This window comes from Paenibacillus sp. RRE4 (genome assembly GCF_031844205.1).
GTDB classification, from domain to species: domain Bacteria; phylum Bacillota; class Bacilli; order Paenibacillales; family Paenibacillaceae; genus Paenibacillus; species Paenibacillus xylanexedens_B.
Map to the genome: position 1 here is coordinate 437,580 of NZ_JAUZUT010000001.1, position 23,157 is coordinate 460,736.

The window sequence follows — 23,157 nt, forward strand, 5'->3', positions numbered from 1 at the left end:
GGTTGCATTGAGAATCGTACTTCTCTCCGGTGGATCAGGTAAGCGGTTATGGCCTTTGTCCAACGACACGAGATCCAAGCAATTCCTGAAGGTGCTTGAAGGTGAGGACGGACAGACGGAATCGATGGTACAGCGCGTATGGAGGCAATTGCAGCATACGGGGCTGAGCGGGCAAGCCACGATTGCAACAAGTAAACCGCAGGTGGAGATTTTGCGAAGTCAGTTGGGGTATGAAGTCGATCTGGTGGTGGAGCCTGAACGAAGAGACACCTTTCCCGCAATCGCCTTGGCAGCCGTATATTTGTACTCGGTGCAGGGAGCCAGCTTAAATGAAACGGTAGCCATGCTTCCGGTTGATCCCTATGTGGAGGAGTCCTTCTTTTATAAAGTAACAGAGCTGGAGGACGTGCTGGATGACTCCGGTGCAGAGCTTGCGTTAATTGGCGTGAAACCCACGTATCCTTCGGAAAAGTATGGTTACATCATTCCAGAACGGTCCGAAACTAAAGAAGAACAACGTTACGCCAAAGTATCCCGTTTTCAAGAGAAACCCCGTGAAGCTGAAGCGGCAGAGATGATCGAACAATCTGCCCTTTGGAATTGCGGGGTTTTTGCATTCAAACTCAATTATTTGATCAATCTGCTCATCTCGCTTGAACTGCCTATCCAGTATGAAGAAATGCTGAAACAATACGGAAGATTGCAGAAAATCAGCTTTGATTATCAGGTGGTGGAGAAGGCTCGGCATATTGTGGTTACACCTTACGAGGGGTATTGGAAAGACCTGGGCACATGGAACACGCTGACAGACGAGATGAGTACCAATATTGTCGGCAAAGGTGTCATGACGAACAGCACGGTGAACACACATCTGATTAATGAATTAAACATTCCGGTCTGTGTGCTGGGCGTATCCAACCTGATCGTGGCAACAAGTCCTGATGGCATTCTGGTCAGTGAAAAAGAGGCGAGTCCTCAGATCAAAGAAGTGTTGAAAGACAGCGCAGAGCGCCCTATGTATGAAGAACGTCGTTGGGGCTGTTACCGAGTTCTTGACTACACACGCAATAAAAAAGGCGAAGAAGTATTAACCAAACGCATTATCATCGAGCCCCATAAAAACTTTTCGTACCAGTACCATCTCAAACGAAATGAGGTATGGACCGTTGTCTCAGGACAAGGTGAGTTCATTATGGACGGCGAGCTCAGACCGCTTCAGCAAGGAGATGTCATTGTGATTCCGGCAGGGGGGAAGCACAGTGTCAAAGCGTTGACCGAACTTGAAATTATTGAGGTGCAGATGGGCAGTGAACTGGTGGAAGAGGACATCGTTCGCGTTGAGATGGAATGGGAAGATATAATCCAAAATTGCGTGAATTGGGGGAAAACAAGATGAATATTGCGGTGATTGGAACAGGTTATGTGGGACTGGTATCAGGGGTTTGTTTTTCGGAGATTGGCAACCAGGTGATCTGTGTAGACAACAATGAGGAAAAGGTACAAATGCTGAATGAGGGCATCGTTCCGATCTACGAACCTGGTCTTAAAGAGTTGATGATTTCCAATATGCAAGCAGGCAAACTTTCTTTTACTTCAAATATCGGTGAAGCGATACACCAGTCAGATATTGTCTTTATAGCCGTAGGCACACCTTCTCTACCAAACGGTGAGGCGAATTTAAGTTATGTAGAGCAAGTGGCTATGGAGATCGGCACCCATCTCGAGAGCTACAAAATCATCGTGACCAAAAGCACGGTTCCTGTAGGCACCAATGACCGCATCCGCGATCTGATTCGCAGCATATCCTCCCAGCCATTTGACGTGGCCTCTGTTCCCGAGTTTTTGCGAGAAGGCTCCGCTATCAAGGATACGCTTAACCCCGACCGGATTGTCATCGGCACGAGCAGTGATCGGGCCATCCAGACGTTAAAGAAACTTCATCGGCCCTTAACAAGTAATCTGATTATTACAGATATCCGCTCAGCGGAGATGATTAAATACGCATCCAATGCATTTCTGGCAACCAAAATATCATTTATTAATGAAATTTCGAATATTTGTGAGAAAGTTGGGGCGGATGTTACACGTGTTGCAGAAGGCATGGGGTACGATAAACGCATCGGGTCTGCTTTTTTGAAGGCAGGGATCGGTTATGGCGGCTCTTGTTTTCCTAAAGATACACAGGCGCTGATCCAGATTGCAGGTATGGTAGATTATGATTTCAGACTGTTGAAATCTGTAGTGCAGGTCAATCAGGACCAACGCATGCAAGTGATCTACAAGCTGGAGGAAGCGCTGGGGTCACTCGCGGGCAAAACAATTGCTATCTGGGGACTGGCGTTTAAACCGGATACCGATGATGTGCGAGACGCACCAGCCATTGATATTGTTCAACATCTTATTGATGCTGGAGCATCGGTCAGAGCCTACGATCCGATTGCAACGGCTAACTTCCGTAAAGAGATCGACATTGCCTCGATTTCGTGGGAGGATAGCCCGCTTCATGCTGCTCAAGACGCGGATGCGCTATGTGTGCTGACAGAATGGAAAGAATTTGCCCAGGTTGATCTGACCACCTTAGCCCAAACGATGAAGGAGCCTGTGATGATCGATGGTCGTAATGTGTATAGTGCGGAGCAGATTCAAGCATCTACCTTCCACTATTATTCTGTCGGACGTCCAGGTCTCGTGAAGGTGGAAGGGAAAGCAACAGCAATTATCTAATCTGCCAGTGAATATCAACAATATGAGTGAGGAAGATCCCCATGAAAAAGTGGATGAAATGGACGGCTTGGATCGTTTCCCTTTTGATCATCGTTGTATTTGGTTATGCGATCTATCTCTATCAATCGGTTAAATCAACCGCTGATCAGATTTATGAGCCTCGTAACCCCGTAAAGCCTGTTTCGGTAACCGATGCGAAGGGCGGACTCCAGGTTGAACTCAATCGCAAAGAGCCCTTTAATGCCTTGATCCTGGGGGTGGATGAACGCCAGAATGATCGAGGACGTTCAGATACGATGATTGTTCTAAGTGTGAATCCAGGGAAAAAGAAAGTGCTGATGTTTAATATTCCGCGAGATACACGAACGGAAATTGTAGGACGCAACACCGAAGACAAAATCAATCACGCTTATGCTTTTGGGGGCGTGGATATGTCTCTTGCAACAGTTGAACAATTTTTAGGAATTCCCATTCACTATTATATGAAAGTAGATATGGAGGGGTTCTCCAAAATCATTGATCTTGTTGGTGGTGTGGATGTAAACAACCCGTTTGCCTTTGACTATGAGGGTAAACGTTATGAGCAGGGCAATATTCATCTGGATGGTGTTGCTGCTCTCGGATTCTCCAGAATGCGTTATGATGATCCGAAGGGCGACTTGGGAAGGAATGATCGTCAGCGAGAGGTCCTGAAGCAGATGCTCAAAAATACGATGCAATTCTCCAGTGTGCTACACCTTCAGAATATGTTAGATGAGCTGGGTACACATGTCAGAACAGATCTGACATTTGATGAGATGAAAGAACTGCTTCTGGATTATCGTAGCGACCTGGAAGAAATCGATACAGTTGAGATCAAGGGAAAAGGCGAGAAGATCAACGGTATTTATTATTTTATTGTAGGTCAAGAGGAAAAGGAGCGCATTCACGGATTACTGACGCAGCACCTAGAACAGTAAGGGCAACGTCCGTGAAACAGCAAGGAAAGTGGTGAAAACATTGCTGAATGCGGAGGGAAGAGAAACAAGAAAACAGAAATATCAACGCAAGAATCGTTCGTATAAAATGTTGTTTTGGCTAATGCTGGCAGGGGTCTGGATTGCGATAATCTGGCTGATGTCTTCCCAATCCTATCAACAGCAAAATATTCAGCCATGGCTTCAACGTTTGACCAAACAGGTGCACATCGGGGTTACACTGCCCGATGTGCACCTGTTTTATAATGGGCACGAGTATTCACTAAGAGAAAGACCTTATGCTTTTGTAGAATTCCTCTTTCGCAAGACTGCACATCTATTAATCTACGCTGTACTCGCAGTATTAATCTATGGCAGTCTGCGTTACAAACGGGTGAGAGTCATAACTTGTATTACGGTGGCACTGATGTTCGTGGCAGTAATTGCGTCCATTGACGAGTATATCCAACAGTTCAGCCCCAATCGTACGAGTTCAATCTGGGATGTCGGTGTAGACTTGATTGGCGGAAGTTGTGGCATCGCGGTTTATACAGGAATTCGAGCTTTGCTGGGTAGGAGACATCATTGATTTCCCAGGAAATGCAGTGTGTAGTCCAGGCATAGCTTCTACTTGTTTGCAAACCATCATACATATGTGGGGTAGGCAGGACAAGGGGGCTGAATGATGCTAAGAAGAAGAAACCGTAATGCACTGTTCAAAAAAAGTGGGCTTATTTTATTTGTAGTGCTTTTGCTGTGGCTGATTATTAGGAGTGTACCTGCACTGTTTCGTGCAGATGCGCCTACAGAGGCTGCTGCTGTGGCAGAAGAGTTTTACAAATACGAGCAAACGGGTGACTTCGGAAGCTCCTGGGAGCTTTTTCATCCTTTAATGAAAGAGCGATTTCCGAAGAGTGCCTATGTGCAGAATAGAGCTCACATTTTTATGCAGCATTTTGGTGTGCAGACGTTTGAACTGGAGATGGAGCCGCCAGAGCGGGAGTTTGATGTGGAGATCATTCAGGGCGTGAAGCCCTTTCCCGAAGCATACAAAATCAAAGTTATACAAACGTATTCCGGAACCTTTGGGAAGTTTGATCTTGTGCAGATCTGTTACCTTGTACAGGATGGTAAGCAGTGGACGCTGTTATGGTACTATCCGGATGATAGGAAACACAACACTGAAACTTCATCGTGATGCATGATAGGATACAATATCAGGATGAGAAATAAATATTACATATGATGTAATGTAAATGGAGGTTGAGTATACCGTTTTGTATCATTAGTCCTTGATCAAGCGCTATAAATGCGAGACTTTTGTCGCATTTATAGCGTTTTTTTGAATTTTCAACCTAAATCCATGCTTAAAAAGCTTGACAATAGTCCCGGTGTCAAGTAAATTACGAATTAGGATACAAAATGTATCAATTTTCAGCGTCTAACGACAAATAACAGGGACTAGAGACTCCCTGTGAGGGGAAGGTATTCCATTGAATGAAACGGGCCGCTTTTACTGTGTCAGTTGTGGGATGATTGTGTCGGTCGCTAGAGACGCCGCCCAGAAGCCAGAGGGCAATGGAGGCAATCACGTGTTTCGTACTGGGTTTTACCGGAGTGAAATGCCACTTGGATGCTGTGAGGCGTGTATAGTTGAGTCAAAACGAGAAGGTAAGTCCCAGTTTGCAGGACAATATACTAAAGATTATGATACACTATGCTCATATGAGAAACGGGCATGAAATAAGTCCGTCCATGAAGGAGAGGATTGAATGCAGCAGGAGCCGGTCGTCCGACTTCAAGGCGTCAGTAAAATCATTTCCTCCCGATCATTGGTCAGCGACCTGACCCTGGATATTTCTCCGGGGCAGGTTTTTGGTTTTTTAGGACCGAATGGCGCGGGGAAAACAACAACCATTCGAATGATGGTAGGTTTGATGTCCATTAGTAAAGGAGATATCTTGATCTCCGGACACAGTGTGAAGAATGAGTTTGAACAGGCAATAGCCCAGGTGGGAGCGATCGTAGAAAATCCGGAAATGTACAAGTTTCTGACCGGGTATCAGAATCTGGTGCATTTTGCCCGCATGTCACCTGGTGTTACCAAGGAACGTATTGCGGAGACCATTGAACGTGTAGGCCTGACAGCTCGTATTCACGACAAAGTTAAAACCTATTCTTTGGGTATGCGTCAGCGCCTTGGTGTCGCGCAGGCTATATTACATAGACCTAAGCTGTTAGTTCTGGATGAGCCAACGAATGGTCTCGACCCACAAGGCATAAGGGAGCTTAGAGACTATCTGCGTCTTCTCACCCGTGAAGAGGGAATTACAGTTTTCGTATCAAGTCACCTCTTGTCCGAGATGGAATTGATGTGTGACACCGTGGCTATCATTCAGAACGGTAAACTGATTGATGTTCGCAATTTGCGAGATGAGCAAGGTTCAGATGCTTTAATCGAAGTTGCATTTGAAGTGAATGATGCGGAACGTGCTATTCAGCTGCTGGAGGGCGAGGTAGCCATTCAGGGGAATGTTATCGTGCTGTCTCTCTCAAGGGAACAGATTCCTGAAATTAATGCCAAACTGGTTCGTGAAGGCGTACAGGTTTACGGCATTCGCAACGTGACTCGGACGCTGGAAGATCAATTCTTGCAAGTGACTGGAGGTGGCGGCATTGGGTAGTTTCGGCAATCTGTTGCTGAATGAAAATATGAAGGTATTCCGACGTGTGCGTACCTGGGTTATGTTAGCTATTCTTGCCCTAATCTCGTTGTTAATGCCCGTGTTAATGAGGGAAGGTATGGGGTCGAGTGACGCTTTTTATTGGCAGCCAGCGGTTACAACGGTTCAGATCGCATTTTTCCTGAATACGATTTTTTGTGTGGTCATTGCGGCGGAATCGGTCGCGGGTGAGTTTACATGGGGAACCATTAAACTGCTGTTGATCCGTCCGTGGTCACGCAGCAAGATTCTAGCTTCCAAATATCTGACTGTAGTCGGCTTCAGTATATTGAGCACTTTACTGGTCATTGGTATGGCGATGCTCAGCTCGTATGTTCTGTTCTCTCATGATGCTCCGGTAGAGAGCAGTATAATGGCAGCCAATGCGTTTACGAGATGGGGATATCTGTATATCGATCTGTTTATTACACTCGCAATTGCATTTATGGTATCGTCTGTATTTCGTTCGGGTGCGCTTGCGATTGGTCTGTCTCTGTTCATTATGTTCACACAAAACATTTTTTCGCTAATCTTCAATCCGGATCGATATGAATGGGCCAAATACGTTTTGTTCAACAATATGGATCTGAGCAAATATATGAACGCTTCATCCGATATGGGTTTAATCAATGGTCCGAGTGATGGGATGACTCTGGGGTTCTCCTTGGCCGTTCTCGCTGTATACTACGTCATCTTTATGACGATATCATGGGTTGTGTTCAACAAAAGAGATGTGGCAGGTTAATTCCTGCCTCTTTTTTGTGTTATCGTGAGGCATAGCTGTCTATTCAGGGTACATACTGGTATTGTAATGTTAGAATCATATTATCGTCGCAGTCACTTTGGCAGGGCAGCGCATGGAGGGATCATGTTTCTTGATTAACAACAAATTTTACCGCATATGCACGGCAATTATTTTACTGTTGCTGATCGTGTATTTGGGGGATAAAGTCAACTTTATTTTCCGCCCTCTTACTTCGCTGGTTCATATCATTATTATCCCGCTCCTGATCGCAGGTTTTTTCTACTATCTGTTGCGTCCGCTCGTGGACTTCATGGAACGGCACAAAATAAAAAGGGCACTGTCTGTCCTGATTATTTATGTGGCTGTGGGACTCCTCATTGCAGGATTCAGCGTTCTCGTGTGGCCTTCCCTGCGGGAGCAGTTATGGAATTTTATTGAAAATACACCTAAGCTTGTTTCATCTCTTGTAGAGCAGATTAAAGCACTGGAAAACAATCGTTTTCTTGCCCGTTACCTGCCTGAGAATTCGGACTTGTTTACCAGATTGTCCGAGTATTTAAGTCAGGGGATTACGCAGGTTACGGATTATGTCTCTGGTCTGTTTTCCGTCGTGTCCAACCTGGTCATTATTTTGGCAACATTTCCGATTATGCTCTATTACATGCTCAAGGAAGGCAACAAATTTGGAACCAACTTGACGCTGTTATTGCCGAGACATTATCGGAAAGACGGCGAAGAAACGGTTCATGAAATTGATGAAGCTCTGAGCAATTATATTGTGGGCCGGGTTATCGTTAATGTTGCGCTAGGTATTCTTATGTTTATTGGCTTCCTTATCATTGGCTTGCCTTATGCATTGTTGTTGACAGTTGTATCCATTATTCTTAACTTCATCCCTTATGTGGGAGCATTGCTGGCTGCAATTCCTGTTGTGATCGTTGCTTTTATCGACTCGCCTTCCATGGCGCTCTGGTCTCTGATCATTATCGTTGTTGCACAGCAAATTCAGGATAATCTGATCTCCCCGTATGTCTATGGCAAGCAGCTCGATATCCATCCGTTGACTACGGTGATCCTGCTGCTCGTTGGAGCCGACCTGGGTAACATTCTAGGAATGATTATTATCATTCCGCTATACATGATACTTAAGATTATATTTAGGAAAATCCAGAACCGGATTGTTGAAGATCGAGCAGATTCCTGATGAGTTTGGGATGCTTCACCTGTCAGTATAGAGAAAAGGTCTGTCCTCGTCAGAAGTGACGGAGGACAGACCTTTTAATCAAACGTTTGTTTCTTTCTCATCTTCATCGGTGTAGTCTGACATGTTCAGTGGTTCTTTCGGGACGATCGCGACCTTGTAGAAGCGATTTTTATCTTTTTCCAGCAGGACAAAGGTCAGGTTCTCATATTCATACTCTTCCTGTTCGTTCATCTCCGGACGGTGGCTGTATAGCCATCCACCAACCGTATCCCACTCGTCCGCATCAAGCGAAGCCGTGAACATATCGTTGACCTTGGACAGCGAAACCTTACCATCCATGATGATATAATGCTCATTCACAATCTGAATTTCTTCTTCTTCGTCTGCATCGAACTCATCGCGAATCTCACCAACAATCTGCTCGAGTACGTCTTCGATCGTTACTATACCCGAAGTACCCCCATACTCATCGACGAGAACAGCAATATGCACGCCATCCTTCTGCATTTTTTTGAGCAAATCTTTAACCGGAGTTGTCTCATGAACAGCCGAAACGGGCTGAATGAGGGAAGACAGGTCGACAGGTTCATCATTACCATACAGTTCCAAGAAAAATTGTTTCGTATTAATGATACCGATAATATCGTCTTTGCTCTCATTAACGACTGGAAAACGGGTGTATTGCTCTTCACGAATAATTTCGAGATTTTCCTCGTTCGTTTTATTTAGATAAAGGCAGACCATATCAGTCCGGGGAACCATGATCTCTTTGGCTAACATCTCATCAAATGCAAAAATTCGGCTAACATACCCAAATTCCGCCTGATTGATTTTCCCGCTCTCAAAGCTCTCATTAATAATGATCTGGAGCTCTTCTTCGGAGTGCGCTTCCTCATGTTCTGAAGCAGGCTTGATGCCAAACAATTTGACCAGTTGGTTCGCAGAGCCGTTTAACAGCCAGATAAAAGGATACATCACTCGGTTAAACCAGATGATAGGACCGGACGTCAGCAGGGCGACAGTCTCGGCTTTACGGATCGCTATCGTTTTGGGTGCAAGCTCACCCACAACAACGTGTAAATACGTGATCGCGACAAAGGCAATGACAAATGACAAGAATGAAGCGAGTGCGTCTGGAATGCTCATGCTCTCAAACACCGGGTGCAGGATTTTCTCTACTGTAGGTTCACCGAGCCAGCCCAGACCGAGAGACGTAATCGTAATCCCGAGCTGACAAGCAGACAGGTATCCGTCCAGATTTGCAACAGCCTGTTTTACAGCGAGTGCACGTTTGTTCCCTTCTGCAATCATTTGATCAATTCGGCTCGGACGAATTCGTACCAGAGCGAATTCCACTGCCACAAAAAATGCCGATAACCCTATCAATACCGCAACCAAAACCAAATTTAACGCATACCTCTCACTGTCCATTCACTACTCTTCTCCTTTTATGTAATAAGTTTTAACGAGTATTATATCTAATTTTACGTAAGAAGACCACCTTTGCCGGAAGAAAAGAGGAAGAGTCTGGAAAGGGAGTTATGCAAAACAGTGTTGAAGTTAGGTTATGTAAAGTTTTATCTAAGTATTCGTTACGAATGTGGTCTACATTGGGTATCTATGATTAACTGGGAACAATATCGTCAAAGCTGGTTAGAATGAAGCAAGGCAAAGCTAGTAAGCGAGATAACGGAATTTTACAAAACTGATCATAAAAATATTAGAGCGTATGTATTAAGGGGGAGGCCGCATGTTCTGGCTGGTCGTTATTTTACTTGTTTTTATCTTTCAAGCGGCTACGATTCTCGTGCTGGAGTTTCGCAATCCGGCCAAAGCAGTGGCTTGGCTGTTCATCTTGTTTTGCGTGCCCTTAATCGGATTTGTTGTGTATTATTTCGTGGCCCAGGACTATAGTAAACGCAAAAAACTGCGAAAGGGTGGGTCGCGCATCTTCAGGGAGATGCGCGAAACAATCTGGAAACAGGCGCACATTATAGAAGAGGTTTCCCAAATGCCAGGGGATCGATATAATCACCAGCACCGTTTATTTAATTTGTTATCGCATTTGTCCGAGAGCCCGATTACGGGATGTAACCGGAGTAAAGTGCTGACCAATGGGGAAGAGGCTTTTGCGGCTATGCTGAGAGAGATGGAAAAGGCGAAGCACCATCTGCATGTCGAGTTCTATATTTTCAGAGATGATGTGATCGGTACTCGCTTTCAACAGATGATGATTCGTAAAGCCCAGGAGGGAGTTAAAGTCAGGTTTATCTGCGATGGGCTTGGCAGTCATAACCTGAGCTGGAGTTTTATCCGCAAGCTTCAGGATGCGGGTGTTGAGTTTCACTTTTTTCTGCCACCGCTTATTGCTACGATTGATCGCAGAGTCAATTACCGAAACCACCGTAAAATTGTAGTTGTGGACGGGAAGGTTGGTTTTGTTGGCGGTATTAACGTTGGAGATGACTATCTGGGTCAATACCCGGAGGTCGGATTTTGGCGAGACACCCATGTGCAGATTGAAGGAGATGCTGTCTATTTCCTGCAAAGCACGTTTCTTAACGACTGGAAGCTGGCCTCCGGAAAACGGATTATGGAGCCGCAGCTTGGAGAGTTGTTTCCACCTCATATTTGCAGCGGCGGAGAACGGATTCAGATTCTAGGGAGCGGACCTGATCAAGATTGGGACGCCATTCAGGAGATGTGTTTTGGGGCGATTTCAGTAGCCTGTGAACGGATATATATTACAACACCGTATTTCATTCCTGATCCAGCTCTTTACGAGGCTCTCAAGACTGCTGCGGTCAGTGGAGTAGATGTGCGAATTGTTATTCCGTATCAGTCCGATTCACGGTTAGTGCATCTGGCATCTCTTTCTTATGTTGAAGAGTTGCTACGGGCCGGTGTGAAATTTTATCAATACCGCAAAGGTTTTGTACATGCCAAAGTAATGATTGTTGATGAACTGCTGGCGACAGTAGGGACGGCCAACATGGATATGCGCAGTTTCTTTTATAATTTTGAATTGACCGCTGTATTGTTTGAAAGCTCTGCAATTCATCGTCTGATGCATGATTTTGAACGTGACCTAGAGGAGTGCAGCCAGATAGATACCTTCGAATTCCAACACCGCTCACGTCTGCAAAAAGGGGCAGAAATGCTTTCTCGCATGCTTTCTCCGCTTCTTTAGCCGATTTAGGGCAGATTTCTGAAGATAAATTCACTTTATTTGAATTTATCTTCTTTTTGCTAAGTATTTTGCTCCAATTTGATCTTTTATGATATAATAGTTATATAAATCATGTCGTGACGAAGGAGGGGAGTCTGGGGAAACAGGCTCCCTTTTGCTCTCTTTTGGAAGTGTGATCCGGCAAGCAGTACATCTTGAATCTATTTTATATCGCCTTTAGATGCCCGTTTGATGTTGGGTTAAAGTACATGAAGAATACAGTTTGGCTCGTTTTCTACATGGAGCTTCCCCGTGGAGTGATTTAATGGATATATAAAATGGATTCACATTCTGATTTTACGGGGGGGATACCATGTCCAATGTAACGGTGAAAGAATTAACGGCCAAGCAAGCCGACCGCGGCGTCAAAAGCTCGGTGTTTACGCTGAAATTTCTGCAACGTATTGTAATGATCCTGATCGGTGCTGTGCTCATGGCCGTATCGCTTGAAGTATTCCTCGTGCCAAACGGCGTCATCGACGGCGGTATCACGGGGATCTCGATTATGGTTTCAGAGCTTACACATCTGCCGCTGGGGATATTTCTGACTTTGCTCAATATGCCTTTTCTAATCCTTGGTTACAAGCAGATCGGTAAGACCTTTGCGTTATCTACTTTGCTGGGGATCGTCGTGATGTCTATCGGCACGTCCCTGCTGCACAAAGTTCCGGCACTAACACCCGGTGAACCACTTCTGGGCGCTGTATTCGGCGGATTGATCCTGGGTGTGGGGGTAGGTCTCGTTATTCGTTCAGGTGGTTCGCTGGACGGTACAGAGATCGTTGCTATTCTGTTTAGCGAGAAATCACCGCTGTCTGTGGGACAGATCGTATTGATTATTAACGTATTTATTTTCGCGGGTGCTGGATTCGTATTCGGCTGGCCGAACGCTTTGTACTCGATGATTGCCTATTATATTGCCATGAAGATGATTGATATCGTGAATGAAGGACTGGATCAGTCCAAGTCGGTCTGGATCATCAGTGAGAAGTATCGCGATATCGGTTCCGCTTTGACAGATCGTCTCGGACGTGGTGTAACGTATCTGGACGGAGAAGGCGGATTCAGCGGGGATGAGAAAAAGATCATTTTTGTTGTCATCACTCGTCTGGAAGAAGCCAAGCTGAAGTCCATTGTTGAGGACTGGGATCCGCAAGCTTTTGTGGCTATCGGTAACATTCACGATGTGAAGGGCGGACGCTTCAAGAAAAAAGGCATCCATTAGCGAAACTTTCTGCTAGATATGACACAAGGGTTATTAAACAACTAGAGGAAGAAATATTTTTCTACTATGCAAATAGCCGATATCCTGAATTATAGGGTATCGGCTATTTTTTCTTCAAATGTTTCAGAATCAGCTCCATAGGCTGCGGTGGCACGTTTGCAATCAGGTCGCCAACGGTTGTCAGACGTTCAATAATATTCATGAGGTGATAATCCTGAATAGAGACATCACGACGGACCTCATCCCAAGTCAGGGGAGTGGAGACGGTTCCCTGTGGCTTGGCGCGAGGGGTATAGGGAGCAGCCAATGTTTTGCCGCCATAATGCTGGAGATAATCAAAGTAAATTCGATCGCCCCGATCTTTTTTGAGCCGTTCCAGTGTAAACAAATCAGGATGTTTTTGCGTGACATATTTACCTACAAAATGACCGATATCGCGCAGTTCATCGAATGTTACACCCGGAGTAATCGGCACAATAATTTGAACACCTGTGGCGCCAGAGGTCTTGGGAACGGATTGCAATCCGAGGGAGGACAATGTTTCACCAACAATCAAGGCGGCCTGCATGATCCGCGGCTCGTGCTCCATCGAAGGGTCGAGATCAATCATCCATTCACAGGGTAGGGTACTGTGGATCGCATGAAGTGAAGGATGGAATTCAAGTGCGGCCAAATTTCCTAACCAGAGAAGTTCAGGTAGCCCGTTCATGACAATATACCGTATACCTTCATGATCCTGTGTATGAACGAAATCAGGCACGGGCTCCGGAGCATTTTTCTGATAAAAGAACGTATCGCCAGCGCCATGAGGGTATCGAATGGTTGTTAACAAACGGTTACGTGTGTAGGTTAACAGATATGGGGCCAGGGCAGCCAGCTTTTGCAGATAGATGGCTTTGGTTATCCCTGCTTCTGGCCATAACAGCTTATCTGGATTCGTAACCGTAAGTTCTACGCCCTCAATCATGATAGAGCCTTTGATTTTGTGTGGCATTGTGCACCTCCTTTTACCGAAATTCATGCCGCAACTGACTCGCCGGGCAGTCCTCCCGTGTCACTTCTGCAAAGGTTTGGATGCTAGGATGTCTCAGTGTGCGATGATGCGTCAGTTCCATATACTGCACCTTAAGTCCAATCTTTGGTTGTACCCAAGTTGTCTCTGCGCTACGCTCAGGAATGTTATGGAACGGCCTATCCTTTATGATAAGTGGTTGCATCTGTGAAGTGAGTTCCCGCCAGCGATTAATGTTCAACTTTCCTGTTCCTACATGACCAATATAGATAAAATGAGGCCCGTCATATACGCCAATTGCAACGGCGTTGACGATCCCATCGCGATACGTGACGCCCCCGATCATGGCGTACAGGTCATGCATGATCTTCACCTTCTGCCAGCGTGAGTCCTTGCTACCGATCCCGTAGGTGCTGGTGAGATCCTTGCAGACGATGCCTTCCATCTGATGTTGTCTCATAACGCTTAGCAAAGTAGATGCATCCGTGGAGTTAGTTACTTCCTGAACATGATTGCTGGTATGTAACACTTGGTGAAGTAACTGCTGACGAGCGGATAGTGTGAGATCTGTGACCCACTTTCCATCGTAATATAGAATGTCAAAAACCATATAAGTTATCGGTATCTGCTGTTTAGCTTGAGCAATGTTATCCGGCTTGCTCATGCGATCCCGGCGAAGGACATGATAAAAGGAGGGACGTCCTGTGTCCGGATCGAGCGCGATGATCTCACCGTCCAAAATGTAAGAGTTGCCCTCGCATAGATTGCGCGGCCCTACTAGTTCTGGATACTGGGTCGTCCGGTCATGTAACCTGCGATTGACCAGCCGTAACTCTTGCCCGTTCTCATAGGCGAGCATGCGAACACCATCCCATTTGATCTGGGCTATCCACTCGGAGCCTGTGGGTAAAGTATCTCGGGATACAGGTTCAAACGGAATAACAGGTTTGATCATGTGTTACTCCTTTCCTTAAGCCAGCCACACAGCCTTATATCAGGATTATATATAGAATGCGTGGAAGGCGTTAATGTTTTTGTAGCTTATGCTTTAAATGGTGGATCAGAATTAGCAGCAACGGGAGAAAAATACCGCAGGTTAAATCCCAGTCAATCCAGTAGGGGATGACCACTTTCAGATAAAATGTTTCATTTGGAGCGATCAGGATCGAGCACGATAAAATAAGGAATGCTGCCGGCAAGATTAGATTCCGATAGCTGGACAAGCGAAACAGGTGAGCAAGCCCAAGCACAAAGCCGTAAAAAAAGAGCACACTTTTGAAAAATACAGCGATAACCCATACGGAAGCCATGATCGCTTCAATCCGTTGCAAAAAGTTGCCGATGTTAATCAAACGGGACAGATTAAACGACGTGAACCAATAATGCTGTGTCATAAACGGCCCCATAATAAGCAAACACATACTCAGTATTAGCGTTAGCATTAATCCGCCAATCATACCCATGAGCAAAAAATCTCTTTTCAGATGAGAGCGCTGCTCCGTGTAAGGCAATAACATCATGAAAATACATAGTTCACAGTACGGATATGTAAGTACAGCGATAAAGCCTTTGAAAGGATCAAGCAATCCCCGACCAAGAATGGGTTTTATATTGTCGAGCTCTGCCTTGGGGAGTAGGCATAGGGTGAGAATAATCAAAAACAGGAAAACGAGAGGCAGCAGGACTTCAGCCGACCTGCCGATATTAGGTAGCCCTGATCGCAGTCCCCAAGCAAGCGCAATAATGAATGTTAAATGCAGTATCCACAGCGGTGAATTTCTTAGAATGTCGGTTGCCAAAAAATCTCCCATTTCCCGGATGAATGTCGACGTACTGATCAAAAAATAAAAAATATAGAACACGCTGATCACCGCACCGATCCAAGGTCCCAATATACGCAACACATGCTCAATCAAATTTAGACGCGGATCCAAGCGATGTACAGCAAGCATGATCAGAAGTATAACTATTCCGCCCACTAAGCCAAGTAAGGAAGAAATCCAGGCATCTTGCTGAGCATAGGAGGTGATCATCGTTGGGAAAAAGAGGATCTGCTCACCGATTGTGCAAAGGAACATCAGCGAACCTAGCTGCCTGACGGTTAAACGTCCCTTTTCAATCATTCCATAAATTCTCCTTTGTCTGGCAATGTTTGAGTCTGGTTAGGATGTACCAATATTTGCGGTTTTATCAGTGACATATTAAAAAAAGCCTGACCGCTTGTTCTCCTAAGGAAGCTTTGGAGGCACCAGGGACAGACTTTTTTTTGCAATTACAAGTTTGGTCATAAGAAGGAAGCGGAAAATCAAGACATCTGAGCAATTGAAGGGCAACGGCTTAAGTCTAAAGTAAACAATAATTAGCTTTATTATTCTGCAATTAGGCGGATGCGTATGTTCTGAGGGTCTGCCGCATACCATGAATCACCATCCCGGCGTACTTCAACGCCTGCCTGGCGTAAACGTTCAGCGGCCAGCTCAACTTCTTGGTTACGGGCATACACAATGGTGAAATAGTCAATTCCCGTAGCATTGGCAGGATTAATTGGAGCATTCACACCAGCCCAGATATTCAGCCCCAGATGGTGATGGTACCCTCCGGCAGACACAAACAGTGCTGACATGTTGGCGAAGTTGCCTACAATATCGAATCCGAGAATACCGGAGTAGAAGCTGCGGGCTTCTTCCAGACTGCGAACGTGGAAGTGAACATGACCGATAACAGTGCCAGCTGGCAGACCGTCCCAAGTCTGATTTGCCGACAAATCAAACAAGCTCTGTACATCCACTGGATCGCTTGCCATGACATAATTATTGTCAGCATCCCGTTTCCAAGTATCACGAGGACGGTCCGCGTAAATCTCAATTCCGTTCAGATCGGGGTCTGAAATATAGAAAGCTTCGCTTACCAGGTGATCTCCTTGACCAATCTCAATCCCGGATGCGACCAGATTACGAATGGCAAGTCCAAGCGACTTGCGGTCAGGCAGCAGAATGGCAAAGTGGTACAAGCCTGCGTGGGAACGCTCAGGCAAAGTGATGCTGTTGCTCACTTCTTCAAGACGAAGAAGGACGTTCTTTCCGTCCGCTGTCATTGTGGCGATATGATCTTGGCGTGTCAGCAGTGTGAGGCCAACAACGTCCGTATAAAACTGGATGGATCGATCCAGATTGCTAATTTTGAGACTGACTTCACCTAGATGGGTTGTGGCCGGAATTTGATAAGTAGTACTCATAGTTATTTCCTCCTTATTGTGGTTTCTCATCGTGAACAAATCAAAAATTATAATGTGCGAATACCATTTAATGGAACATGGTGCATATCGAAGCAGAGCTAAGAGCTTTGAACAATATTAACTTGATAATGGATTAAATCACTTTATAAATATAAATAAGTTACTTTTCATAAGTTAATATAAAATGTTTACTGTTTTTAGTCAATAACTTAGACGAAATTCTTTCGTCGGTATGGTCAGAGAGGTCTATGTGATCTGGAAGGATCAAAGTGGTAAGCCGATGGTGGTCATAAAGAGGATGATTATACATAGTGCCTCCAACACGTGCTAACGAACCGATACGGGAGTCTTTGGATCAGGTTGACCCAATTACGTCCGGTCCGTTAGACACAAGCAGGGGCCTCGACCATGAGGGGGGAAGATATGTCACAGAGTAAACGACGCGATAGGACATACAAGCCCATATGACATGCAAGGCTAGGGATATAAAAACGAATAGTCCTTACACCCATTCTACTTCACCAGTACGATTACGCTTTTGGTTTAGCTGGGGCTTTTTTGCGTTTCGGTGCAGCAGGGAGAGCATCGGTTTCTCCTCCGGCAGTAGCCTGGGCAGTTGTTTTGCGCGGAGCGCGTTTTTTAGGTTTAGCCGTGGATGTTCCAGGGTCTGAAGGAATCGGCTTGACGGCTTCGATACTTGCTTGGAGGGCAGCCATAAGATCCATCACATTAGCTTCCGGTTTGGCTGGAGCAATCTTGATCTCCTCCCCAGCAACCTTGTGTTGAATGAGGTCGAGTAGCTTTGCCCGATAATCGTCCGTATATTTACCCGGTTCAAACGGAGTCGAAAGCTGGTCAATTAGCAGTTTGGCCATCGTGAGTTCTTTTTCGTTTACATTTTGAACTTCAGGGAGGTTAGGTACCTGTGACACGGGACGGATCTCATCCGGGTAAAAAATAGTTTCCATCGACAAACAGTCCTCCAGAACACGGATGGCGGCGAGACTGCTTTTGGAGCGAATGGAGATTTTAGCAATGCCTATTTTCCCCGTATCCCGCATGGCGTTCATGAGAAGCTGATAGGCATTACCACCAGCCTGATCAGGAGAGAGGTAATACGTTTTTTGAAAATAGATCGGGTCAATTTCAGTCAAATCCACAAAATCCAGAATGGTAATGGTTTTGCTGCTGGACTCATTTAAGGCCTCAAGTTCTTCTTTTTCGAAGAGAACAAATTTGCCCTTTTCATATTCATACCCTTTGGTAATCTCTTCCCATTTGACTTCTACCTCACAGGAGGGGCACTGACGTACATAAGCGAGCGGGCTTCCGCAAACGTTATGAATGTAACGCATGGAGATATCTTTGTCTTCGGTAGCCGAGAACATTTTGACAGGGACATGCACCAGACCAAAACTGATCGCGCCTTTCCAGACCGTGTGCATAAGAGCGACTCCTTTCGAATTTCTTTTTTTGTTAATAGTATGGGCAGCTGTTGTAAGGGATAGTCGTAAACCCTTGATTGTTATGGTGGATTGGAGTTCCGGATGAGGATGCAGCATGTTGTATGGTTCTGCAAGAGTCGGGGATGATAACAGAAACATGATGGGGAGGTGCCAGATGAAGAACAGGCGAGATGAGGAAGAGGCGCACAAGCACACGTTTACGCCCTATCCTCTGGAGGATGCCGAGAGTGCAGAAGAGTTTTATACGCCGGCAGCAGATGTGAATTGGGAAGCGGTGACTTCGGAGAAGCTGCCGCTTGATCGGGAATCTTTTATGCTGGATATCGATCGTATGGTGAATGAAGGTTTAGGCGGCGGTCAGGTTACAGAGGATAACGGTTATATTGGGGATAGTACGACAGATACGATTGTGCAAGAGGATCACAATGATGACCCGGAAGGAGACTACGAATAGTATGATGGATACGAAGCGGGCCAAAGCCATTTATAATTCCAAAGATACAATCGCGGTGACGCTTGAAGGTGAGCCTGTCTGGATTGAAAGTGTGGATGAGGCCAATGGTATGGCAACGGTACAAGTGGGAAGCAGACCAGGAAACACCCAAACGGTGCGAGTGGATCGTCTGGAAGAGTAGCAACTATAAAATTGTGACAAGTACGGATGGTAAAAGAGAAGCGAGGACATTCTTGAAATCAATGAAAGTGCGGCCGATACCGGAAGGTATCGGTTTTTTTAGTTAGAATCCTGTATGTGATTACGCAAAAAGATAGTTATAAAGCCCAACCCTTCCAGCATGTCCCTTCGATGTTGCGGGCAAGGAAAGGGACCGATATAATAAGGTTCAAAGTGAACTCAGACGGAAGACCGTCAAAGGTGGGACGTATATTGAATCAGACGCATGAACAGTGGGTGTATCATTCCCACAGCATTGCAGATACAGAAACGCTTGCTGCTGCACTTGCGGCGCAGGCACAAGCTGGCATGGTCATTGCACTGGACGGCGATTTGGGAGCGGGCAAAACGGCTTTTTCTCAGAAGTTTGCCTGGCATTTGGGCGTAAGAGATGTGGTAAGCAGTCCAACCTTCACGCTGATCAAGGAATACGAGGGGCGATTGCCGCTATATCATATGGATGTGTATCGCATTTCGTTGGAAGAAGCGGACGAGCTGGGTCTTGAAGAATATTTTTATGGTACGGGAGTCAGTCTGGTGGAATGGTCCAGCATTATTCCCGAGTTGTTACCCGAAGAGCATCTTCATGTGCAGATCGAAACCACAGGCATGGAAGATCGAACGATAACACTGGATGGGTATGGTGAGGGATATGCCGAGCTATGCCGACAGTTCAGACAGAATGGAGTTATAGGATGATACAGGGTTTGGGAAAAGAAGGGATGAACGAAGAGTTGCAGGAAAAGCCGCGTCAGCGGTTTTTGGTGTTGGACACATCTACCGCGGTGATGGCCGCAGCGGTGATGGAGGAGCGTTCGCTACTGGAAGAGCGCAATGAGCGAGCAGAACGTAATCACTCGGTGCACGTCGTGCCTGTGATGGAGCAATTGCTCGGGGCCAGCGGCACGAAGCCAGGCCAACTGGACGGGATTGCCGTCGGCATTGGGCCAGGCTCATACACGGGCATCCGCATTGCGGTGACCGCGGCAAAGACGCTGGCCTGGGCGTGGGACATCCCCGTCGCCGGGGTGTCCAGCCTGCAGGCCCTCGCCTGGGGCGGCTGGCACAGCGGCCTCGCCGCCAAGGCGCAAGCTGCGGCAGATGATGCCGCAGCCGGGGCTGGCGGAACGCCATCCGCGGACCAGGGCGGCACCGGTGCCGCCCCTGTCCACTGGATCGTTCCGCTCGTGGATGCGCGGCGCGGTCAAGCCTATACCGCGCTGTTCGCCTCCGCCGGCGGCGATGCACCCCGCCGGCTGGCGCCGGATGCCATCCGTCAAGTGAGCGGATGGCTGGAAGAGCTCGCCGCCCGCCTGGCGGAGGCAGCGCCGGAAGAGCTGCCCGCTGCCGTCTGGATCGTCGGCGAGACGGGCCAACATGCGGCGGCAGCAGCTGAGCTTCGCTGCCCCGCAGGAACGGCGCTCCAGCTCGTACCGTATGAGCTGGAAGGCCGCTGGATTGGGCGCCTCGGCGCCGAAGCGCTGCTTGCAGGTCAGCGCGATGACGTACATGCCCTGGTGCCGAACTACACCCAGCTGTCCGAAGCCGAAGCCAACCTGCTGCGCAAAGGCTGAAGGGAGAGGGAGAGCGTATGGACAACGTAGCGAATGAAGGACAGGAGACCATGTTTCAGTTCAGACTCATGACGGTGGCAGATATCCCTGACGTGATGGAGATTGAGCATGAAGCATTTACCCTCCCTTGGACGGAAGAGGCATTTCACAACGAATTGAAGCATAATCATTTTGCTAAATATATGGTCATGGAGCTAGACGGGACTGCCATTGGATATGCGGGCATGTGGACCATTATGGACGAGGCGCATATAACTAATATCGCAGTGAGAAAAGCATACCAGGGCCGCAAGCTGGGCGAAAAATTGCTGGACGAGCTAATGAAGACAGCGGCCTATCTTGGCATGGAGCGAATGACACTGGAGGTTCGGGTGTCGAATGTCGTGGCTCAGAATTTGTATCAGAAAAAAGGGTTTGAATCGGCAGGTCTGCGCAAAGGGTATTACTCTGATAACGGAGAGGATGCAATGATCATGTGGGCGGTGCTTCCGCCTGCAGGCCGGAGCGGCGAAGAGGAAGGAAGCGTAGTGGATTCATGAATGATCTAATAAATAATCAGGGCGGAACTCCATCCTATATTCTGGCGGTAGAGACAAGCTGTGATGAAACATCGGTAGCTGTGGTCAAAGATGGACGTGAAGTGATATCCAATCTCATCTCTAGTCAGATCGAGACACATAAAGCGTTTGGCGGAGTTGTACCCGAGGTAGCTTCACGCAAGCATGTTGAAGTCATCACACTGATGCTGGAGCAAGCGATCGAGCAGTCTGGCATTCGCCCGCGTGATCTGAGTGCGATTGCGGTTACGCAGGGACCTGGATTGGTCGGCGCACTGCTGGTGGGTATCGTAGCAGCGAAGACGCTTGCGATGGCTCTGGGCAAACCGCTGATCGGCACCCATCATATTGCCGGTCATATTTACGCAAATCGCCTTGTGCGTGAATTGCAATATCCGGCGATGGCTCTTGTGGTGTCAGGCGGGCATACCGAGCTTGTACATCTGGAGTCCGAGGGGAAATTCAAGCTGATCGGCCGCACACGGGACGATGCCGTCGGTGAAGCGTATGACAAAGTGGCTCGGGCTCTCGGTTGTCCTTATCCGGGAGGGCCGCATGTTGACCGGATGGCATCCGAAGCGGAGGATGTTGTTCCATTGCCACGAGTATGGCTTGAAGCAGGCTCATATGACTTCAGTCTCAGCGGATTGAAATCAGCTGTCCTCAATGCACTGAATCAGGCCAAGATGCGCGGCGAAACATTAGAGCCGTCTGCGGTGGCACGCGGTTTTCAGGAAGCAGTCGTTGAAGTGCTTGTGGAAAAAGCGGTACGTGCTGTTCGTGAATATGGCTCTCGTCAGTTACTTCTGTGCGGCGGGGTTGCAGCGAATCGCGGTTTGCGGACAGCTTTGCAGGAGCGCTGTGCGAAAGAAGGGCTGGAGCTGGTCATTCCGCCAATGGAATATTGTACGGATAATGCAGCGATGATCGGTGCGGCAGCGCATCTGAAATGGATTCGCGGCGAGGGGACTAATTTTGACGCGAAGGCGGACCCGGGACTTTCTCTGGAAGGCTGGTCGGTTCAAACCGAAGCGTTTTTGAAATGAATGGTTGACATCGGTTTGTGAAGAATGTATATTAGTTACAAATTTAAACAGGAATTATCTCCTGAACTGAAAAACGCGATGAACAGGAACAGTAAGGTCACTCCGGGTCATTAGAGAGCTGCGGGATGGTGCAACGCAGCCGAAGGAAACCTGAAACTCACCTGGAAGCGGAACGATGGAACACGGCTACCACGAAACAGGCCGAGGGCTGAAGCCAGCAGACAGTATATCGTTACGGGTTGCCTCCGTGAAAGGGCCATTGTGCTCGGGTCGAAGCAGAGTAGAACGAAACGGAGACAACTTCCGTTACGCTAATACGAAGTGTAGAGATCGATGGACAATACTAAGGGGACTTTCAAGCTGTTATTCGAACAGGCTTGGGGTCAACAAGAGTGGTACCGCGAAGGTGAGCAGCCTGTCGTCTCTTGCATTATGCAGGAGAAGGCAGGCTTTTTTGATTTTTTTTTGATTAATATGAACAATGAATGTCATATCAACAAACGTAATGAACGGGAGCAGTAGAACGGCAAAGGCGCTCAGAGAGCTGCGGGGTGGTGCGACGCAGTGGCCGGGATCGTTTGAATCTCGCCCGGGAACAGAGCTTTGGAAACATGAGCAGAGGTTGAGCATACTCGTCGCTAAACGAGAAGGTGTCAACTCATGTGTACATAGCAACGGCTAACCCCCGTTACAGGGTGTTTCTCTGAAATGTTACGGTTTCGCCGTAGTTAGGTTGAAGTCTAATGGACTTTTTGGAGAACACGAGGTGGATGGTGTCAGTGCAGGCT

At 47.1% G+C, this 23,157-nt stretch carries 23 protein-coding genes and 1 other annotated feature (1 of these 24 cut by a window edge); of the genes, 17 read left to right on the forward strand and 6 right to left on the reverse strand.

Annotated elements, in window-relative coordinates; translation table 11 throughout:
* Positions 1-7: 7 nt before the first annotated feature.
* The 8 genes from Q9R46_RS01905 to Q9R46_RS01940 all read left to right on the forward strand — a co-directional run bounded on the left by Q9R46_RS01905 (position 8) and on the right by Q9R46_RS01940 (position 8,352).
* Positions 8-1,396: a sugar phosphate nucleotidyltransferase gene (locus tag Q9R46_RS01905; protein ID WP_311278753.1), complete on the forward strand. Its 1,389-nt coding sequence runs from the start codon at positions 8-10 to the stop codon at positions 1,394-1,396.
* Entirely contained in the window at positions 1,393-2,724 is a 1,332-nt protein-coding gene (locus Q9R46_RS01910) for a UDP-glucose dehydrogenase family protein (protein WP_311278754.1), read from the forward strand. Before Q9R46_RS01905 ends, Q9R46_RS01910 begins: the two co-directional genes overlap by 4 nt.
* Positions 2,725-2,765: 41 nt before the next feature.
* Positions 2,766-3,683 (forward strand): LCP family glycopolymer transferase, encoded by a 918-nt coding sequence (locus Q9R46_RS01915; protein WP_154958543.1) that lies wholly within the window; start codon positions 2,766-2,768, stop codon positions 3,681-3,683.
* A 31-nt stretch (positions 3,684-3,714) separates the two neighbouring features.
* Positions 3,715-4,269: a VanZ family protein gene (locus Q9R46_RS01920; RefSeq protein ID WP_154890829.1), complete on the forward strand. Its 555-nt coding sequence runs from the start codon at positions 3,715-3,717 to the stop codon at positions 4,267-4,269.
* A 96-nt stretch (positions 4,270-4,365) separates the two neighbouring features.
* Entirely contained in the window at positions 4,366-4,878 is a 513-nt protein-coding gene (locus Q9R46_RS01925; protein WP_154982729.1) for a hypothetical protein, read from the forward strand.
* Positions 4,879-5,452: 574 nt separating this feature from the next.
* Positions 5,453-6,364 carry an ABC transporter ATP-binding protein gene (locus Q9R46_RS01930; protein WP_311278755.1) on the forward strand — a complete coding sequence of 304 codons (912 nt, stop codon included), beginning with the start codon at positions 5,453-5,455 and terminating at the stop codon, positions 6,362-6,364.
* A complete protein-coding gene (locus Q9R46_RS01935; protein ID WP_311278756.1) occupies positions 6,357-7,148 on the forward strand; it encodes an ABC transporter permease in 792 nt (263 codons plus the stop codon). Before Q9R46_RS01930 ends, Q9R46_RS01935 begins: the two co-directional genes overlap by 8 nt.
* A gap of 130 nt (positions 7,149-7,278) precedes the next feature.
* A complete protein-coding gene (locus Q9R46_RS01940) occupies positions 7,279-8,352 on the forward strand; it encodes an AI-2E family transporter (RefSeq protein ID WP_311278757.1) in 1,074 nt (357 codons plus the stop codon).
* A 78-nt stretch (positions 8,353-8,430) separates the two neighbouring features.
* Here the strand turns inward: Q9R46_RS01940 and Q9R46_RS01945 are convergent, their stop codons facing one another.
* A complete protein-coding gene (locus tag Q9R46_RS01945) occupies positions 8,431-9,783 on the reverse strand; it encodes a hemolysin family protein (protein ID WP_311278758.1) in 1,353 nt (450 codons plus the stop codon).
* 319 nt (positions 9,784-10,102) lie between these two features.
* On the opposite strand from Q9R46_RS01945, the gene cls reads away from it, so the two are divergent.
* On the forward strand, positions 10,103-11,542 hold the full coding sequence (cls, locus tag Q9R46_RS01950) for a cardiolipin synthase (protein ID WP_145333275.1): 1,440 nt from the start codon (positions 10,103-10,105) through the stop codon (positions 11,540-11,542).
* 352 nt (positions 11,543-11,894) lie between these two features.
* Positions 11,895-12,806, forward strand: a complete 912-nt coding sequence (locus Q9R46_RS01955; protein ID WP_145333276.1) for a YitT family protein — start codon at positions 11,895-11,897, stop codon at positions 12,804-12,806.
* A gap of 103 nt (positions 12,807-12,909) precedes the next feature.
* Here Q9R46_RS01955 and ligD read toward each other — a convergent pair whose 3' ends face one another.
* The 5 genes from ligD to ku form a co-directional block, all read right to left on the reverse strand.
* Complete coding sequence (gene ligD, locus Q9R46_RS01960) at positions 12,910-13,800, reverse strand: non-homologous end-joining DNA ligase (protein ID WP_311278759.1); 891 nt, start codon at positions 13,798-13,800, stop codon at positions 12,910-12,912.
* A gap of 13 nt (positions 13,801-13,813) precedes the next feature.
* On the reverse strand, positions 13,814-14,773 hold the full coding sequence (locus Q9R46_RS01965) for an ATP-dependent DNA ligase (RefSeq protein WP_311278760.1): 960 nt from the start codon (positions 14,771-14,773) through the stop codon (positions 13,814-13,816).
* Between the two features lie 70 nt (positions 14,774-14,843).
* On the reverse strand, positions 14,844-15,941 hold the full coding sequence (locus Q9R46_RS01970; RefSeq protein ID WP_311278761.1) for a GerAB/ArcD/ProY family transporter: 1,098 nt from the start codon (positions 15,939-15,941) through the stop codon (positions 14,844-14,846).
* 245 nt (positions 15,942-16,186) lie between these two features.
* Positions 16,187-17,053, reverse strand: a complete 867-nt coding sequence (locus Q9R46_RS01975; RefSeq protein WP_311278762.1) for a VOC family protein — start codon at positions 17,051-17,053, stop codon at positions 16,187-16,189.
* Between the two features lie 530 nt (positions 17,054-17,583).
* On the reverse strand, positions 17,584-18,498 hold the full coding sequence (gene ku / locus Q9R46_RS01980; RefSeq protein ID WP_311278763.1) for a non-homologous end joining protein Ku: 915 nt from the start codon (positions 18,496-18,498) through the stop codon (positions 17,584-17,586).
* A 175-nt stretch (positions 18,499-18,673) separates the two neighbouring features.
* Between ku and Q9R46_RS01985 the strand changes: the two genes are divergently transcribed.
* The 7 genes from Q9R46_RS01985 to Q9R46_RS28650 all read left to right on the forward strand — a co-directional run bounded on the left by Q9R46_RS01985 (position 18,674) and on the right by Q9R46_RS28650 (position 22,891).
* Positions 18,674-18,973: a hypothetical protein gene (locus tag Q9R46_RS01985; RefSeq protein WP_090918228.1), complete on the forward strand. Its 300-nt coding sequence runs from the start codon at positions 18,674-18,676 to the stop codon at positions 18,971-18,973.
* 4 nt (positions 18,974-18,977) lie between these two features.
* Positions 18,978-19,154 carry an H-type small acid-soluble spore protein gene (locus tag Q9R46_RS01990; protein WP_145333503.1) on the forward strand — a complete coding sequence of 59 codons (177 nt, stop codon included), beginning with the start codon at positions 18,978-18,980 and terminating at the stop codon, positions 19,152-19,154.
* A 251-nt stretch (positions 19,155-19,405) separates the two neighbouring features.
* The gene (tsaE, locus tag Q9R46_RS01995; protein WP_311278764.1) at positions 19,406-19,891 is read left to right on the forward strand and encodes a tRNA (adenosine(37)-N6)-threonylcarbamoyltransferase complex ATPase subunit type 1 TsaE; all 486 of its coding nucleotides are present in this window, start codon (positions 19,406-19,408) and stop codon (positions 19,889-19,891) included.
* Positions 19,888-20,766 carry a tRNA (adenosine(37)-N6)-threonylcarbamoyltransferase complex dimerization subunit type 1 TsaB gene (gene tsaB / locus Q9R46_RS02000; protein WP_397386318.1) on the forward strand — a complete coding sequence of 293 codons (879 nt, stop codon included), beginning with the start codon at positions 19,888-19,890 and terminating at the stop codon, positions 20,764-20,766. Before tsaE ends, tsaB begins: the two co-directional genes overlap by 4 nt.
* A gap of 17 nt (positions 20,767-20,783) precedes the next feature.
* Positions 20,784-21,305 carry a ribosomal protein S18-alanine N-acetyltransferase gene (rimI, locus tag Q9R46_RS02005; RefSeq protein ID WP_145333284.1) on the forward strand — a complete coding sequence of 174 codons (522 nt, stop codon included), beginning with the start codon at positions 20,784-20,786 and terminating at the stop codon, positions 21,303-21,305.
* Positions 21,302-22,369 (forward strand): tRNA (adenosine(37)-N6)-threonylcarbamoyltransferase complex transferase subunit TsaD, encoded by a 1,068-nt coding sequence (tsaD, locus tag Q9R46_RS02010; protein ID WP_311278765.1) that lies wholly within the window; start codon positions 21,302-21,304, stop codon positions 22,367-22,369. The genes rimI and tsaD overlap by 4 nt, the downstream gene beginning before the upstream one ends.
* A 333-nt stretch (positions 22,370-22,702) precedes the next feature.
* Positions 22,703-22,891 carry a hypothetical protein gene (locus Q9R46_RS28650; protein ID WP_483874818.1) on the forward strand — a complete coding sequence of 63 codons (189 nt, stop codon included), beginning with the start codon at positions 22,703-22,705 and terminating at the stop codon, positions 22,889-22,891.
* Positions 22,866-23,157: a binding site (T-box leader), on the forward strand (it continues 55 nt past the right edge of the window). Its footprint overlaps the gene before it by 26 nt.

Bases quoted from the DNA above. Each gene is read 5' to 3' on its own strand.
- Q9R46_RS28650 (WP_483874818.1), top strand. From the start codon at position 22,703: ATGGACAATACTAAGGGGACTTTCAAGCTGTTATTCGAACAGGCTTGG.
- tsaD (WP_311278765.1), top strand. From the start codon at position 21,302: ATGAATGATCTAATAAATAATCAGGGCGGAACTCCATCCTATATTCTG.
- Q9R46_RS01930 (WP_311278755.1), top strand. From the start codon at position 5,453: ATGCAGCAGGAGCCGGTCGTCCGACTTCAAGGCGTCAGTAAAATCATT.
- Q9R46_RS01970 (WP_311278761.1), bottom strand. From the start codon at position 15,941: ATGATTGAAAAGGGACGTTTAACCGTCAGGCAGCTAGGTTCGCTGATG.
- cls (WP_145333275.1), top strand. From the start codon at position 10,103: ATGTTCTGGCTGGTCGTTATTTTACTTGTTTTTATCTTTCAAGCGGCT.
- ligD (WP_311278759.1), bottom strand. From the start codon at position 13,800: ATGCCACACAAAATCAAAGGCTCTATCATGATTGAGGGCGTAGAACTT.
- rimI (WP_145333284.1), top strand. From the start codon at position 20,784: ATGGACAACGTAGCGAATGAAGGACAGGAGACCATGTTTCAGTTCAGA.
- Q9R46_RS01925 (WP_154982729.1), top strand. From the start codon at position 4,366: ATGCTAAGAAGAAGAAACCGTAATGCACTGTTCAAAAAAAGTGGGCTT.
- ku (WP_311278763.1), bottom strand. From the start codon at position 18,498: ATGCACACGGTCTGGAAAGGCGCGATCAGTTTTGGTCTGGTGCATGTC.
- Q9R46_RS01990 (WP_145333503.1), top strand. From the start codon at position 18,978: ATGGATACGAAGCGGGCCAAAGCCATTTATAATTCCAAAGATACAATC.
- Q9R46_RS01965 (WP_311278760.1), bottom strand. From the start codon at position 14,773: ATGATCAAACCTGTTATTCCGTTTGAACCTGTATCCCGAGATACTTTA.
- Q9R46_RS01945 (WP_311278758.1), bottom strand. From the start codon at position 9,783: ATGGACAGTGAGAGGTATGCGTTAAATTTGGTTTTGGTTGCGGTATTG.
- tsaB (WP_397386318.1), top strand. From the start codon at position 19,888: ATGATACAGGGTTTGGGAAAAGAAGGGATGAACGAAGAGTTGCAGGAA.
- Q9R46_RS01910 (WP_311278754.1), top strand. From the start codon at position 1,393: ATGAATATTGCGGTGATTGGAACAGGTTATGTGGGACTGGTATCAGGG.
- Q9R46_RS01985 (WP_090918228.1), top strand. From the start codon at position 18,674: ATGAAGAACAGGCGAGATGAGGAAGAGGCGCACAAGCACACGTTTACG.
- Q9R46_RS01955 (WP_145333276.1), top strand. From the start codon at position 11,895: ATGTCCAATGTAACGGTGAAAGAATTAACGGCCAAGCAAGCCGACCGC.
- Q9R46_RS01915 (WP_154958543.1), top strand. From the start codon at position 2,766: ATGAAAAAGTGGATGAAATGGACGGCTTGGATCGTTTCCCTTTTGATC.
- Q9R46_RS01975 (WP_311278762.1), bottom strand. From the start codon at position 17,053: ATGAGTACTACTTATCAAATTCCGGCCACAACCCATCTAGGTGAAGTC.